Source organism: Parasedimentitalea maritima (assembly GCF_005771405.1).
GTDB classification, from domain to species: Bacteria; Pseudomonadota; Alphaproteobacteria; order Rhodobacterales; family Rhodobacteraceae; genus Parasedimentitalea; species Parasedimentitalea maritima.
This window is the reverse complement of record NZ_VAUA01000009.1, coordinates 190,640-205,922: the sequence shown is the minus strand read 5'-3', so window position 1 is coordinate 205,922 and position 15,283 is coordinate 190,640. Positions and strand designations below refer to the sequence as shown.

Genomic DNA, 15,283 nt, shown 5'->3' with positions numbered 1-15,283 from the left:
CTGTGGCCTAACTCAAGTCGGATGCAACCTAACAATCGGGATGAAGCTTACTGAGCTTCGCTAAAGCCCGGGGTTTACATCCACAATTCTCCTCAGTCATGTTGCCGAGAGGATTTTACCTTTGAACACCACTAGTTTTAGAACGGGAACTACCAGTGTAGGGTAACTTGCGAAGTTTGTGTGTAGGATACAAAGATGACCACCAGTTTCTTTCAAAATTTCCCGCTACGCACGGGCCGAACCCATGAGATTTGTCTCCCAAATGCGCAATCATTTGCCTTTGCTTTGGGCGGCTACTTGGGCGGGGCTGTCCTTTGGATTTGTGAGGATTGGATTGCGGGGCACATCAACCCCATAGGGTTTTCTTCCTATATGGATCCGCAAAACCTACTGCGAGTCAAAACGAAAGATCAGACAGATGGTTTGGCGGTGGCCGAAGAGGCGCTGCGATCTGGCGTGGTAAACTTGGTGGTGATTGAACTTCACCAGCCGCTTAGCTTCACTGCGGGGCGGCGGTTGCAACTGGCGGCGCAAGCAGGAGAAAGCACCGGGCTGTGCATTATTCCCGAAGGTCAGGGTAACAATGCTGCGGAAACCCGCTGGCGTTGCGCCCCAGTTTTTGATCAGCAGGACTCGACTCTGCAGCGTTGGGAAATTACAAAGAACAAATCGGGAACATTGGCTGCATGGGATGTAAGGTGGGATGCGCAGACGTGTCGTATCATTGTGGTTTCCAAGGCTACCCAGTGAACGGGTTGGACGGACACAGCCGATTGATGCGCCTTTTGCACTGATTCAACACCAAGGCAATAGTGACCGGATTTATTGTTTGAATGCACAGGCTGAACAGATGGGATTGCAGCGTGGCATGGGGTTTTCGGATGCACGCGCCTTTTGCCCTAGTCTAAGAAGCTGCCCTGCGGATCCTGAGGCTGACCGGTATTTTCTGCGAATTTTAGCCCGGTGGGCGGGGCGGTACTGTCCCTGGGTTGGCCTCGACGGGGCGGATGGCTTGGTGCTCAACATTGCAGGGTCGGCGCATTTGTTCGGCGGTGAGGCCGCGATGCTGGGTGATATGCGCCTTCGGATGGCCCGAGCAGGGATAACTGTGCGCATTGGCTTGGGTGATACGCGTGGGGCGGCTTGGGGGTTGGCGCATTTTGATAGAACCATGGCTGAGGAAGGCGCTACGCCGGAGCAGATAACGTCACTGCCGGTTGCTGCGTTGCGCCTCGAGGAAAAAACCGTGGTTGCCCTGCAGCGGCTTGGGGTGCAGCAGATTGCAGATCTGATTGCCTTGCCGCGCGCCACGGTGACGCGACGCTTTGGCAAAGAGGTCCTGCACCGATTGGATCAGGCAGTGGGGGAGTTGCCTGAGGACATTTCGCCACTGCGCCCGCCCGCTCATTACGGGGTGCGCATGACACTACCCGAGCCAATTGGTTTGAGCGCGGATGTGATGGCTGGAACCGAGCGCCTGCTGGAGCAACTTTGCAGCAAGTTGAAGAAGGATGAAAAAGGCGCGCGGGTTTTGCAACTTACATTGCGTCGCGTTGATCAGGCGAGCCAGCAGGTTGAATTGCGGCTGGCGCGCCCTCTGCGGGATGCCGCGCGCATTTTGCCATTATTCGAGCGTGGAGTAGGGCAGGTGGATGCGGGGTATGGAATTGATCAACTTCGTCTTGAGGCCATTGGAGTTGAACCGCTTCCGGTTCAGCAAATGAACCATGTTGGCAATCAAAATAAGGATAGGTTGGATGATTTGATAACGCGGATAGGCACACGGATTGGGTTGGAAAATGTACAACGTTTCCTGCCCGCGGATAGCCATATCCCTGAACACAGTTTTATCATTGCGCCTGCAGCCTATTCCACCCCCGAGGGCCCCTGGCTTGCACAACGTCCGCGTCCTTTGCACCTGTTCCCGCCTGAGGCAATTGCAGGGATTGGCAAGCGCCCCCCTGAACGGTTTCGCTGGCGTCGGATGTCATTTGCGACAGGTAAGGCAACCGGACCAGAACGGATTGCGCCTGAGTGGTGGCTTGCCGATGAAAACTGGAGCTCGGGGCTGCGTGATTACTGGAAGGTAGACACCAAACAGGGGCGCCGTTTGTGGTTGTTTTATACTCCCCAGAAACCGGGATGGTTTGTGCAGGGGGAGTTTGCATGAGCTACGCAGAACTGTGTGTCACCTCAAATTTTACTTTCCTGACAGGGGCGTCTCATCCCGAGGAACTGGTCACTCGTGCTGTTGAGCTTGGTCTGGAAGCCATCGCTATTACCGATCGGAATTCTCTGGCCGGCGTGGTGCGGGCCTATTCGGCGCTTAAGGAATTGCGCCGTGACGCAGGTCCGGCTGTGCCCTTGCCCAAGCTGATTGTTGGGTGCCGTCTGGTGCTACGTGACAGTTCGGTGGATTGGATTGCCCTGCCGCAGGATCGCCCTGCCTATGCACGGTTGTCGCGCCTTTTAACACTCGGAAAAAGACGGGCAGAGAAAGGGGGGTGCCACCTGGACATGCAGGATATGCTGGAGGGCTGTACAGGGATCATCTTGATTGCCTTGCCGCAGAAGGGGCTTGGCGCACCAAATACAGCTCAGCATATTCAGGCGGCAGTGAGCCGCTATCCTGGTCATATATTTTTAGGTGCGGCGCCTAAATATAACGGGGCTGATCAGGCGTATTTGGATTGCTGCATGGACCTTTCTCTACGCGTCGCCGCGCCAATGGTGACGATTGGAGATGTTTTGATGCACCATGCCAAGCGACGCCAACTGGCCGATGTGCTGACCTGTATGCGTGAACATATCACCATTGATCAAATTGGCACCCGTGCCCTGCCTAATGGGGAACGCCGTCTGAAAGGTGCAGGGGATATGGAGCGGGTTTTTCACCGGCATCCTGCCGCGCTCCGACGTACGTTGGAGATTGCGGCACGCTGTGGATTTTGCCTGTCACAGCTTTCCTATGAATACCCGGACGAGATTTCACAAGGCGAGGCTCCACAGGCGCGATTGGCCCGATTGGCGGCTGAAGGGCTGGTGCGTCGCTACCCCGATGGCGCGTCGGAAAAAGCCCAGGCGCAGGTTAAAAAGGAACTGGCGCTGGTCGAGAAATTGAAGTTCCCGGCCTATTTCTTAACCGTGCATGACATCGTGCAATTTGCCAGATCGCAGGGAATTCTATGTCAGGGGCGTGGGTCTGCGGGCAATTCCATCCTGTGTTATCTGCTTGGCATCACCGATGTCAGCCCAGAGACCATCACCATGGTTGTTGAACGGTTTGTGTCAGAACATCGTGGCGAACCACCGGATATCGATGTCGATTTTGAACACGAGCGCCGTGAAGAGGTGATCCAGCATATCTACAAAAAGTATGGCCGCCACCGTGCTGGGCTTTGCGCTACGGTGATCCACTTCCGCTCGCGGGCGGCGATCAACGAGGTTGGCAAGGTCATGGGGCTGTCGCAGGATGTCACCGCCAATTTGTCCGGGCAAATTTGGGGCCAGTCCAATGGGGGTGCAGATCCTGAACGCATTCGCGAGCTGGGGCTGGATCTGAATAATCGCCGCCTTGCCCAGACCATCCGGTTGATTGGTGAGATCATCGGTTTCCCCCGTCACCTGTCACAACACGTAGGCGGGTTCATTGTCACCAATGCGCGACTGGATGAGCTGTGTCCGATTGAGAATGCCGCGATGGAGGATCGCACGGTAATTGAGTGGGACAAGGATGATATCGACAGTCTGGGTATTCTCAAGATTGATATTCTGAGCCTTGGGATGCTGACCTGTATTCGCAAAAGTTTTGATCTGATTGCTCAGAATGGGGGGACAAACTATTCCATTGCCACGGTCCCTACAAAGGACAAAGCGACCTATGACATGTTATGTGTCGCTGATGCGATTGGGGTGTTTCAGGTCGAAAGCCGTGCGCAGATGAATTTCCTGCCTCGAATGAAACCGCGCGAGTTCTATGATTTGGTGATTGAGGTCGCCATTGTTCGTCCAGGCCCGATCCAGGGGGGCATGGTGCATCCCTATATCAACCGTCGACAAGGCAAGGAACCGGTGCATTACCCATCGCCCGAGCTGGAGCAGGTGTTAGGCAAAACCATGGGGGTGCCGCTGTTTCAGGAGCAGGCGATGCAGATTGCCGTGGTTGCCGCTGGGTTCAGCCCGGAGGAGGCGGATCGACTGCGGCGTTCTTTGGCGACGTTTCGACGAATGGGGACAATCGGCACATTCAAGGAGCGGTTTGTGCGCGGCATGCTGGACCGTGGTTATGAACCCGATTTTGCCGACCGCTGTTTCTCTCAACTCGAAGGCTTTGCTGAATATGGCTTTCCTGAAAGTCATGCGGCAGCTTTTGCCCTGTTGGCCTATGTCTCAGCCTGGTTGAAATGTCATCATCCTACGGTGTTTGCCTGTGCTTTGCTCAACTCCCAGCCGATGGGGTTTTATGCGCCGGCTCAGATCGTACGAGATGCCCGTGAACACCAAATCGAAGTTCGGCCAATTTGCGCCAATAATAGCGCCTGGGACAATACGCTGGAGCGCCGCGCTGATGATACATTGGCGCTGCGGCTTGGGTTTCGCCAGATTAAGGGATTCCGGGAGGAAGATGCCGTCTGGATCGTGGCGGCACGTGGCAATGGTTATCCAGATCCCGAAAGCCTTTGGTTGCGGGCTGGGTTGAAACCCGCAGCGCTGGAGCGCTTGGCCGAAGCGGATGCCTTTTGCGATATGGGACTGGGACGGCGCAATGCACTGTGGCGGGTCAAGGCGCTGCGGGCGCAAACCCCATTGCCGCTGTTTAATGATCCATTTGAAGGGGAAGGTATCCATGAGCCTAACGTGACCCTGCCCACTATGAACCTGGGAGAAGAGGTGGTTGAGGATTACGTCGCGATGCGCCTGTCGCTGCGGGCCCACCCGATGGAGTTGCTACGCCCCAACATACCAGATCTGACCACCCATGCGGCGCTGGCAACTGCACCACTTGGCCGCACCAGTGTTTGCGGGCTGGTCATCACACGCCAAAGGCCCGGTACTGCCTCTGGGGTCGTCTTCCTGACGCTTGAGGATGAAACCGGTGTATCCAATGTGGTGATCTGGGCAAAGGCCTATAAGCAGTTTCGGCGCAGTGTCATGGGGGGGCGGCTTTTGCGGGTCACCGGGTATTTGCAACGGGAAGGAATCGTAGTGCATCTTATTGCACAGAACATCGAGGATCTGTCACATCACCTTAGCGACCTTGGGCACCCGATGGACAGCGCAATTGGGATCACCTTGCCGCAAGCCGATGACGCCCCCCGACAAACCCCGGTTAAAACGGCCCGCCATCCACGTGAACAGGCAAAGAGGCTCTTTCCAAGTCGAGATTTCCATTGAGTGCAAAGACACGGGCGGCACGCTATTGGACCTGCCCGTGCCTGGTGGCTTTGGGGCTCTATTTTCGCCCTAGTACCCAAACAAAAAACAGCCCACCGATCAGACCTGTCACAATGCCAATTGGCATGTCTTCGGGTGCCATAATGGTCCGCGCCACAATGTCAGCCCAAAGTAGGAAAATGGCACCAAACAGGGCCGAAGTAGGTAGCACTCTTCGATAATCGCCACCCACCAGCAAGCGCACAATATGGGGCACCATCAGGCCGACAAAGCCGATAATGCCCGAGAACGCGACCATGACCCCGGTGATCAGTGCGCCGGTCACAAACACTTCGAGGCGAAACCGGGCCACCGGAATGCCCAGGGTTGTGGCTGTTTCATCACCGATGGTCATGGCGTTCAAGTCAGGACTGCGGAGCCAGAGCCACCCACTACAGAAGATGAGGATCACAAGCGGATAGGCCAGATGAGACCACTGCGCCAGACCCAGACCTCCCAGCATCCAGAAGACCACTGTATGAGTGGCGCGCTGGTCGCCGAGAAATATCAAAATATTTGCCCCGGCCATGATGATGAACGACACGGCGACACCAACTAGCACCAATCGATCTGCGCTGGCCGCGCCAGAAAACCGGGAGACCACGAGTACCAACAAAGTCGCACCCAATGCGCCGACAAAAGCCATGAGAGGAACGGTTAGCAGACCCAGAAACAGCCCTGTGTGTAAAAGGGCCAGAATTGCACCAAAGGCACCACCAGAAGAGATACCCAACAGATGCGGATCTGCCAAAGGGTTGCGGGTCACTGCCTGCAAAGAGGCCCCCACCAGCCCCAGCCCAGCCCCAACCATCGCGGCCAGTAGAGCGCGTGGAAAGCGGATGTCCCAAACAATTGCCGCCCGGCCTTGCGACCAATCCGGATCAATCAGGCCCGGCGAAAACTTGTTTGTTATGACGCCCCAAACTGTAGTGATGGGGACAGATATTGCCCCCACTGAGACTGCGACGCTGACCGACATAAGCAGTATCAGAAAACCGCCAATGATGACCGGGCCCAATCGCCTGTCGGGGGATCGAGAACTGGGTCTGGCCAAGCCTATGTCGGTCATCTTTCAGTGTCCCCAGAAAGATGAGGCGAGAGACTTGATCGCCTGTATGTTACGCGGGCCGGGGGTGGCTTCGACATACTCCAGGACCGTGAAACGATCGTTCTGCACAGCGTCGATCCCAGCAAAGGCCGGGTTCGACATCATGAATTCGCGTTTTTGTGCCGCCGTTACGTCACCATAATTCACGATCACCACCACTTCGGGATTGCGCTCAACAACTTCTTCCCAAGTCACCTTGGCCCAGCTTTTTTCGAAATCACTCATGATGTTGATACCGCCGGCAGCTTCGATCAAGGCGGTGGGCATGGCATAGCGACCGGCAGTAAAGGGGGCTTCTTCGCCGCTGTCATAGACAAAGACCCGCAATGGCTCGGGGCCCTCTTTCAGCTCGCTAGTGAAGGTTTCCAGTTCGGCCCTGTATGCACCGACCAGAGCTTCTGCCTTGGCTTCGACATCAAAAATACGGCCTAGATTCAACAGATCATTATACATGTCGTCCATGCTGACCTTGGGTTTGCTGCCAATGTGAATGCAGCTTTCAGTCAATTCGTAAACCTGGATACCAAATGGATCGAGTGTCTCAGGCGTGATTTCACCGCCGACTTTCATGCCATAGTTCCAGCCAGCAAAGAAGAAATCGGCATCAGCTCCGATCAGCACTTCTTTGCTTGGATATTTGGCTGACAGCTCGGGAAGTTCCTTGATACCGGTGCGCATCTTTGCGTCCAGTGTCTTCCACCCGGAAACACCAGTGTATCCGACCATGCGGTCAGCCAGTCCAAGGACCAGCATCATTTCGGTCAGATTTACGTCATTTGAAACGGCAGCCCTTGGGGGTTTGGCAAAGGTCACATTGCGATTGCAGCTCTGGACTGTGGTATCGGCTATGGCGCTGCTGGCTGTAATAACCAGGGCAAAAGCGGAGAGTTCGGTTTTCATCGGGGTTATCTCTCAGGTTGGTTTGGTAAGTGAAAGGAAAAATGCGGGGTGTTACTTGGGCTGAGGTTTTCCTGTCGGGCATCAACCCGAAAGGCCTCTGATACCAAGCTGGCATTCAGGAATTGGGCAGGAGGGCCAAACCCCAACGGGCGGCCCTGTTTCAACACCAGGATTTCGTCGCAGACCCTAACGGCCGTGTTCAGGTCGTGTAGTGACGTTACGATGGTCATGTTCAAGTCGTGGATTAGACGCAAGACTTCCAATTGGTGGCGAATATCCAGGTGGTTGGTTGGTTCATCCAGAACCAAAATTTGAGGGTTTTGCGCCAGTGCCCGCGCCACCATGACACGCTGACGTTCACCGCCGGACAGGGTGCTAAACTGGCGATGCCCAAGCTGGAATAGGTCCAGCCGGTGCAGCGCGTCGTCGACAATCCGGTGGCATAGCTGACCAGTCGTCGTGAAACCCGCTCGATGCGGGAGACGCCCCAAATTGACGATCTCGCGGACGGTCAAAGCAAAATCCGTGGTGTGTTCCTGTAAAACGGCCGCAACACGGCGGGCGGCTGTGCGGGGCGGCAATGACCATAGATTGTCGTCGCCAACCAAGACACGGCCAGAAGAGGGTTTGTTGAAGCGATACAAGAGCCGAAGCAGAGTGGACTTGCCTGCTCCATTTGGCCCTACCACGCCCAAAACGCGCCCGGCCGCTAGGTTAAACGATGTTGGGTGCAGGATAGGCTCGGCATGCCGAGCTGGAGACCAGCTGACGCTTTCAACGCGCAGTTCGGCCCCATTCATGACAGGAGTTCCGTACTTTCCTCTAACGCAATGACGGCGGAAGGTACTCGGAGCAGCGAAGACTCGAGTGGCTTTTCGGGATGGCCCATCGCGGAACAGCAACCGCCATGCTGCATTGCAGGCTGGCGAGCATAGTCCACCAGATCCTTGATGTCCTGATCGGGATCGATATCACCAAACAGATATGCCGCCTTGCTGCTGCCGTGATAGGCCACAGTGCACAGGCGATTGCAGCCTGTCATGCTGGCAGTCCCCGACATTTCAAAGTCTTCTGAAACAGTGTTTCCCGCTGCCGCAATTGCGCTGCGCAGTTGGTCGATCAGTTCATAACCGGACCGGCATAGATCGTTGGTGTGTCTGCACGACGTGCAAACAGTAATTCTGTGGGAATTGGGTCGGCTCATGTCGCCCTCCGCGAAAATGCGGGGGCATGAAGAAACCTGTCATGTGTTCAGCATATGCTGTCGTAACCATATCTGGCCTCCGTCCAGGCTCCCCGCCTGGGTTGAGTTGAATCCAGATGGCAGGTCTCCTGACTTCACGGGTCGAAGCTCTCTGTCACCTTCCCGGGGTGGTTAGCCCAGTGGTTTTGACAGGTCGCTCGCCGCTTACAGTTGCGGGGGCAGTCACGGATTTGGCGCCTGATGGCTACACCGCACCGTGTTCCCTTTTCATCCCGGATTACCTATGGCGTACCGAGAACCATCCAGGCAGAGGTGCCTGACTTGCGTGGATCTGTCAATTTGAAAAATTCAATCCTGACCTGTTCAAACGAAATCGCAAATTCCGTGAGGCCGTCGGCAAGAACCCAGGCATTTGCCACTAGCAGACGGTCTGTCCAATGAGAGAGCATCAACGCAATAGCTGCGGGAGTACCGCGATGATGAATATGACAAAATGCTTGCTGCATGAATTTTTACCGCTAGGCTCTGTCGAATAAAAAACAAAAGGGAGAAGATTATGAGTGTTTTTTCTAAAGCTGTGTCAATGGCGGCCTTTATTGCTGGCCTGACCCTTGCCGGTGCCGCGGCGGCTGATTGTGAGCGCGGTACTTTGGATGACCGGTTCTGTGACGCTGATGGCGATCTGGTTGCGGATATCCCAACAGATGCAAGCGAACTGGTTGACCCAGACACCCTGATCTTCACCTATACTCCTGTGGAAGATCCGGCTGTTTATGTGTCAGTTTGGGCCGAATTTATGGATCACCTGGCTGCAAAAACCGGCAAAAAAGTCCAGTTCTTCCCAGTGCAATCTAATGCGGCGCAAATCGAGGCCATGCGCTCGGGCCGCTTGCACATTGCTGGCTTTAACACCGGGTCCAATCCCCTGGCAGTGAACTGTGCAGGATTCCGGCCCTTTACCATCATGGCCTCACTGGATGGCAATTTTGGCTATGAAATGGAAATTCTGACATATCCGGGTTCGGGTATTGAAAAGGTCGAAGACATCAAAGGCGGACAGCTGGCCTTTACCTCACCGACGTCAAACTCTGGTTTCAAGGCACCAAGCGCAATCTTGAAAGGTGACTATGATTTAATCCCTGATCGGGATTTTGAACCAGTTTACTCAGGCAAGCATGACAACTCGATCATGGGTGTTGCCAATCAGGACTATATGGCGGCCTCGATTGCCAACTCGGTTCTGCACCGGATGATCAGCCGCGGTGAGTTGAAAGCCGATGATGTGGTTTCGATCTACAAATCACAGACGTTCCCAACCACTGGATTTGGCACAGCGCACAATCTGACGCCCGAGTTGCAGGCTCAAATCCAAGACGCGTTCTTCAGCTTTGAGTGGGAAGGGACCGCATTGCAGGAAGAGTTCGAGAAGTCCAATGAAGGCCAGTTCCTAAAGATGAACTATAAGGAGTTCTGGGACGTTATTCGCAAAATCGATACTGCGAATGGTGTGAGCTACGCTTGCAACTGATCCAAAGCTAAATCTAAATTGTGCGCCCCGATCTCGGGGCGCATGCCCTTTGCGCATTACGAGGCCTAAATGCTGCGTTTAAAAAAACTGACCAAAATCTATAAAACCGGCGACAGGGCGTTGAACGATGTCGATTTGGAGGTGCCCACGGGCCAGGTTCTGGCCCTGATTGGTCCATCTGGCGCTGGGAAGTCCACTCTGATCCGTTGTATCAATCGATTGGTGGAGCCGACCTCGGGAACGGTTGAGTTGGGTGACGTTGAGTTGACCGGGTTGGGTCTGGGCGGGTTGCGTAAAGAACGCCGTCGTATGGGGATGATCTTTCAGGAATATGCTCTGGTCGAACGTCTGACGGTTATGGAAAACGTGTTATCCGGTCGGTTGGGATACGTTGGTTTCTGGCGCAGCTTCCTTCGCAAATATCCGCAAAAAGATGTCGACGAGGCGTTTCGTCTGCTCGACCGGGTTGGACTGGTTGAAATGGCAGATAAACGCGCCGACGAGCTGTCCGGTGGGCAGCGGCAGCGGGTAGGCATTTGCCGCGCGCTGATCCAAAATCCTTCGGTCTTGTTGGTGGATGAACCGACTGCTTCACTGGACCCCAAAACCTCACGCCAGATCATGCGGTTGATCGTCGAACTGTGCAAAGAGCGGGAGCTGGCAGCCATTGTGAATATTCACGACGTTGCTTTGGCACAGATGTTTGTGTCGCGTATCGTTGGCTTGAAACTAGGCACCATGGTTTTTGACGGAACCCCCGCCGAGCTGACTGAGGGTGTGTTGACGCGGATCTACGGAGATGAAGATTGGTCTGAGACAATCCAGAAGGTTGAGGACGAAGATGAAATGGATGCAGCACAATGAGCGCTGCACTAGAGGCCCGGTTGGGCCAACCATGGAAAAAACCTCCCTTTATTAGCTCTCCCGGTTTGCGCTGGGCCCTCCTGATAGGGGGGGTAATCTACTTGATCCTTGCGATCTATTCGATCGATGTAAACTGGGCCCGGGTGTACCGGGGACTGGACCGCGGCTGGCAATTTGTCATCGCCTTTGCCAATCCGGACTTCACCTCGCGGGCCGGCGAAATCAAGAGTGGTATGATCGAAAGCGCGGTGATGGCGTTTGCGTCAACTGTAGTTGGTATCGGCATTTCAATCCCAATTGGCCTGGGTGCAGCCCGCAATATTTCGATTTTGCCGGTTTATCTTGTGTGTCGTTCAATTATTGCGCTGTCCCGGGCGCTGAATGAAATTGTTGTCGCCATTTTGCTGGTGGCGATTTTTGGATTTGGACCTCTGGCTGGCTTTCTGACCCTTAGTTTTGCGACGATCGGCTTTTTGTCAAAACTGCTGGCCGAAGAAATCGAAGATATGGACCGGATACAGGCGGAGGCGGTGCGGTCTACCGGGGCAAGCTGGTTGCAGCGCTATACTTACGGCATCCATCCGCAGGTGGTTCCGCGCCTGATTGGGCTGTCGATCTACCGGCTGGATATCAATTTCCGCGAAAGTGCTGTTTTGGGTATCGTTGGGGCCGGAGGTATTGGAGCTACGCTGAATACGGCGTTCGATCGCTATGAGTTTGATACTGCAGCGGCCATTCTCTTGATGATCATCGTCACAGTTATGGCGCTAGAGTATCTGTCCGGCATTATCCGCGCGAGGGTTCAGTAATGGCTATTTCTAATGTTGATGGCCAGAAAGTCTGGCAGAGACGTGATCGCAACACCCAGTTCAAGATCTGGTTTGCCTGGTTCATTGGAACGGCTGTGTTCATGTGGTGCTGGCAGCAGATATCAGCGGCAACAACCTGGCAGTTCTTTTGGGATGCGCCGCGTATCGCTGCAGATATTGGCGGTCGTGCTGTTCCACCGCGTTGGTCTTACATGGACAAGCTGTGGGAGCCACTATGGGACACGTTGAACATTGCCACTTTGGGCACAGTTTTGGCGTTGATGATGGCGGTTCCCGTGGCCTTCATGGCTGCACGTAATACGACGCCTTCAGCGTTGTTCGTTCGGCCAATTGCGCTGCTCATTATTGTTTCAACTCGATCAATCAACTCACTTATCTGGGCTTTGTTACTGGTTAAGATCCTTGGACCGGGTGTGTTTGCTGGACTGGTAGCCATTTCAATCCGTTCAATTGGGTTTTGCGCCAAATTGCTCTACGAGGCGATTGAAGAAATCGACGAGACACAGGTCGAGGCCATTACCGCCACGGGCGCCAGTCGCTGGCAAGTGATGGCCTATGGAATCGTGCCTCAGGTGTTGCCAGCCTTTGCGGGGATCGCAGTGTTCAGGTGGGATATCAACCTGCGCGAATCCACAGTGTTGGGACTGGTTGGCGCCGGCGGTATTGGCTTGCAGCTGCAGGGTTCTTTGAACACGTTGGCTTGGCCACAGGTTAGTCTGATCCTTCTGGTGATTTTGTTCGCGGTGGTGGTCAGCGAGTGGGTATCGGCCAAAGTTCGTGGTGCGATTATCTAGCCGGGGGTCCTGCAAGGGGCGCACGAGCAGAGATAACGGCATCTTAAACTAATCTAATTGGGCGCCTTTGCGCCCAATTTTCGTTTCACAATGTTGCACAGATGATCTGCCAGGCATGTGTGGGAGCGGGTGTACTTGACGCAGGTCCACACCTGAAAATTCCCGCTATTGGTTCTGAAGATTTAGGTACATAAGACACCTGACCGCCGCAAATGGCGCCAAACCGAAGTTCAGATAGGGAGGCCATGATGACCTCAGTTGCTGCCATCGTAGCGTCAGACGCTATACCTAAAAAACTGTACCAGCCCATGCTGGCAATTTGTGAGGTGGCTGCACAGCTGTCCCGGACAATTGCACGGGGCGAACTGTCGGGTTCCCTGGGGCACGAGGTCGGTAGCAACACTGATGGCGACAACCAAAAAGCGCTGGATGTGATCGCCGATGAGGCTTTCGCAGACGGTCTGCGCGGGACCGGTGTGCGCTGGTACGCCTCAGAAGAACGCGAAGAGGTCGTGGAGATTGATGCTGATGGTGGCATTGGTGTGGCCATCGACCCGCTGGACGGCTCTTCGAACATCGACGTCAATGTCTCCATCGGGACGATCTTCTCCTTTGTCGAAGCGCTGGAGGATCCAGATAATACTTTCTTGCGTTCGGGAACCCATCAGATTGGCGGTGGTTATGTCATTTATGGCCCGCAAACGGCATTGGTTGTGAGCTTTGGGGATGGTGTCCAGCATTACATTCTGGACCCTGATACCGGGGCATTTGTACTGATAAACCCAAGCGTCGAAATCCCGGAGACCTCTATCGAATTTGCCATCAACGCGTCCAACTATCGTCATTGGTCCAAACCGATCCGGACCTATATTGATGATTGTTTAGCCGGGGAGGCTGGCCCCCGTGGCAAAAATTTCAACATGCGCTGGGTGGCATCCCTGGTGGCCGAAACGCACCGTATCTTGATGCGAGGGGGTATCTTCTTGTATCCCAGCGATGAACGTCAGGGCTATGAGAACGGTCGTTTGCGGCTGCTGTATGAATGCGCACCGATTGCTTTATTGGTCGAACAGGCTGGTGGGCGGGCGACAGATGGATCGGCTCGCATTCTGGACCGTGCTCCGGATTCGTTACATGTGCGGGTGCCTTTTGTGTTTGGAACACCAGCCAAAGTCGAACGGGTCGCCGTTTATCACGACCTGCCTACGCAAGAAAACTCTGCCTTTCGTGGAAGCAACGGGTCCCCTCAGATTAAATCGTGAAAACCATGACCACATTCTTGGTGGAATTCCGGCCGGGATCGGTGGACAGTCCACAGTTAAACGGCAAGGGTATCCGGACTTACCGCGAGCCCTTTCCCTCCTGAACCTTTAGATCGGATCCCCCATGGCTGTAACTCCCCCTGTCTGTGATTTTGGTTGGAAAGCGCCGGATTTTACTTTGCCTGCCACTGATGGGCGTACTGTATCTCTCGCCAATATCTCAGGCCCTAAAGGTACGTTGGTGATGTTTATCTGCAATCACTGCCCTTATGTGCTGGCTGTCCTGGACCGTATTATCCGCGATGCAACAGAATTGCAGGAGCTTGGGGTCGGTGTTGTTGCAATTTCGTCAAACGACGTCGCAGCATATCCGCAGGATAGTTTCGAAAATATGGCTTTACTGGCCTCGGACCGAGAGTTCCCATTCCCTTATCTTTACGACGCTGATCAAAGTATTGCACGTGGCTATGACGCAGCCTGCACGCCGGACTTCTTTGGTTTCAATAGTGATCTTGAGTTGCAGTACCGGGGCCGCCTAGATGGCTCAACACGGGCTGCGGGCGCAGACGAATTGCGCCGTGACCTGTTTGAAGCGATGAAGCTTGTGGCCGCAACCGGTATTGGACCGTCAGAACAAATTGCCTCGATGGGCTGTTCAATCAAATGGAAGGATGCCTGATGGCTCGTATTGTTTTTGACCTGGATGGCACATTGATTGACAGCGCGCCGGACATTCATGGCATTGCCAACACTGTACTAGCGCAAGAAGGTCTGGAATTGATCTCGCTGGAACAGACACGCGACTTCATCGGGAATGGGGCTGCTATCTTCGTCAACCGAATGCGCGGTGCGCGTGGAATACCGGATAGTGAACAGGCCCGGTTGCTGGCTGATTTTGTTGCCCGCTACGACGACGCTGTTCATCTGACGGTGATCTATCCCGGCGTTGTGGCTGCGTTGGAAGCACTCAAGGCAGAGGGTCACAGCCTTGGCATCTGTACTAACAAACCAATCCGGCCTTGTCGTTCAGTGTTGGAACATCTGAAAATCGACCATTTGTTTGACACCATGTGGGGAGGTGACAGCCTGCCGGTGCACAAACCCGACCCGGCGCCGCTGCACGCAGCGTTTGAGGCGCTGGGAGAGGGGCCCCGGCTATATGTGGGTGACAGCGATGTGGATGCAGAAACTGGTGAGCGGGCTGGAGTGCCGTTTTTGCTGTTCACCCTAGGGTATCGCAAATGCGCGGTAGATGAGATGCCCCATACCGTGGCTTTTGATGATTACACTGTGCTACCGGCTTTGGTCCGAGACCTACTGGTAGAAGCCGCTTGAACAATGTGCCCCTCGTCCTCGTTCG

At 54.7% G+C, this 15,283-nt stretch carries 15 protein-coding genes and 1 riboswitch; of the genes, 10 read left to right on the top strand and 5 right to left on the bottom strand.

Going from position 1 to position 15,283, the window contains the following annotated elements; translation table 11 throughout:
* Positions 1-195: 195 nt before the first annotated feature.
* Genes FEE96_RS17665 through FEE96_RS17655 form a run of 3 tightly spaced genes read left to right on the top strand, consistent with a single transcriptional unit; the run spans position 196 to position 5,394 of the window.
* Positions 196-750: an ImuA family protein gene (locus FEE96_RS17665; protein WP_138164444.1), complete on the top strand. Its 555-nt coding sequence runs from the start codon at positions 196-198 to the stop codon at positions 748-750.
* On the top strand, positions 704-2,170 hold the full coding sequence (locus FEE96_RS17660; RefSeq protein ID WP_138164443.1) for a Y-family DNA polymerase: 1,467 nt from the start codon (positions 704-706) through the stop codon (positions 2,168-2,170). Before FEE96_RS17665 ends, FEE96_RS17660 begins: the two co-directional genes overlap by 47 nt.
* Complete coding sequence (locus tag FEE96_RS17655; RefSeq protein ID WP_138164442.1) at positions 2,167-5,394, top strand: error-prone DNA polymerase; 3,228 nt, start codon at positions 2,167-2,169, stop codon at positions 5,392-5,394. The genes FEE96_RS17660 and FEE96_RS17655 overlap by 4 nt, the downstream gene beginning before the upstream one ends.
* A gap of 58 nt (positions 5,395-5,452) precedes the next feature.
* Here FEE96_RS17655 and FEE96_RS17650 read toward each other — a convergent pair whose 3' ends face one another.
* From FEE96_RS17650 to FEE96_RS23555, 5 genes are all read right to left on the bottom strand, one after another.
* Positions 5,453-6,502: a FecCD family ABC transporter permease gene (locus FEE96_RS17650; protein ID WP_138164441.1), complete on the bottom strand. Its 1,050-nt coding sequence runs from the start codon at positions 6,500-6,502 to the stop codon at positions 5,453-5,455.
* 3 nt (positions 6,503-6,505) lie between these two features.
* Entirely contained in the window at positions 6,506-7,441 is a 936-nt protein-coding gene (locus tag FEE96_RS17645; protein WP_138164440.1) for an ABC transporter substrate-binding protein, read from the bottom strand.
* Positions 7,442-7,446: 5 nt separating this feature from the next.
* Positions 7,447-8,241, bottom strand: coding sequence for an ABC transporter ATP-binding protein (locus FEE96_RS17640; protein ID WP_138164439.1), 795 nt, complete (start codon positions 8,239-8,241; stop codon positions 7,447-7,449).
* Positions 8,238-8,645, bottom strand: coding sequence for a DUF1636 family protein (locus FEE96_RS17635; RefSeq protein WP_138164438.1), 408 nt, complete (start codon positions 8,643-8,645; stop codon positions 8,238-8,240). The genes FEE96_RS17640 and FEE96_RS17635 overlap by 4 nt, the downstream gene beginning before the upstream one ends.
* Before the next feature lie 101 nt (positions 8,646-8,746).
* Positions 8,747-8,963: riboswitch (cobalamin riboswitch) on the bottom strand.
* Positions 8,927-9,151: a hypothetical protein gene (locus FEE96_RS23555; RefSeq protein WP_171021748.1), complete on the bottom strand. Its 225-nt coding sequence runs from the start codon at positions 9,149-9,151 to the stop codon at positions 8,927-8,929. It overlaps the preceding riboswitch by 37 nt.
* Positions 9,152-9,201: 50 nt before the next feature.
* Here FEE96_RS23555 and phnD point away from each other — a divergent pair, with 50 nt between their 5' ends.
* The 7 genes from phnD (at position 9,202) to gph (ending at position 15,258) form a co-directional block, all read left to right on the top strand.
* A complete protein-coding gene (gene phnD, locus FEE96_RS17630; RefSeq protein ID WP_138164437.1) occupies positions 9,202-10,173 on the top strand; it encodes a phosphate/phosphite/phosphonate ABC transporter substrate-binding protein in 972 nt (323 codons plus the stop codon).
* A 69-nt stretch (positions 10,174-10,242) separates the two neighbouring features.
* Entirely contained in the window at positions 10,243-11,037 is a 795-nt protein-coding gene (phnC, locus tag FEE96_RS17625; protein WP_138164436.1) for a phosphonate ABC transporter ATP-binding protein, read from the top strand.
* The gene (phnE, locus tag FEE96_RS17620) at positions 11,034-11,846 is read left to right on the top strand and encodes a phosphonate ABC transporter, permease protein PhnE (RefSeq protein ID WP_138164435.1); all 813 of its coding nucleotides are present in this window, start codon (positions 11,034-11,036) and stop codon (positions 11,844-11,846) included. Before phnC ends, phnE (FEE96_RS17620) begins: the two co-directional genes overlap by 4 nt.
* Positions 11,846-12,661 (top strand): phosphonate ABC transporter, permease protein PhnE, encoded by an 816-nt coding sequence (gene phnE, locus FEE96_RS17615; protein ID WP_138164434.1) that lies wholly within the window; start codon positions 11,846-11,848, stop codon positions 12,659-12,661. Before phnE (FEE96_RS17620) ends, phnE (FEE96_RS17615) begins: the two co-directional genes overlap by 1 nt.
* 248 nt (positions 12,662-12,909) lie before the next feature.
* Positions 12,910-13,923, top strand: a complete 1,014-nt coding sequence (locus FEE96_RS17610; protein ID WP_138164433.1) for a class 1 fructose-bisphosphatase — start codon at positions 12,910-12,912, stop codon at positions 13,921-13,923.
* A gap of 124 nt (positions 13,924-14,047) precedes the next feature.
* Positions 14,048-14,602: a thioredoxin family protein gene (locus tag FEE96_RS17605; protein WP_138164432.1), complete on the top strand. Its 555-nt coding sequence runs from the start codon at positions 14,048-14,050 to the stop codon at positions 14,600-14,602.
* A complete protein-coding gene (gene gph, locus FEE96_RS17600; RefSeq protein WP_138164431.1) occupies positions 14,602-15,258 on the top strand; it encodes a phosphoglycolate phosphatase in 657 nt (218 codons plus the stop codon). The genes FEE96_RS17605 and gph overlap by 1 nt, the downstream gene beginning before the upstream one ends.
* Positions 15,259-15,283 lie beyond the last annotated feature (25 nt).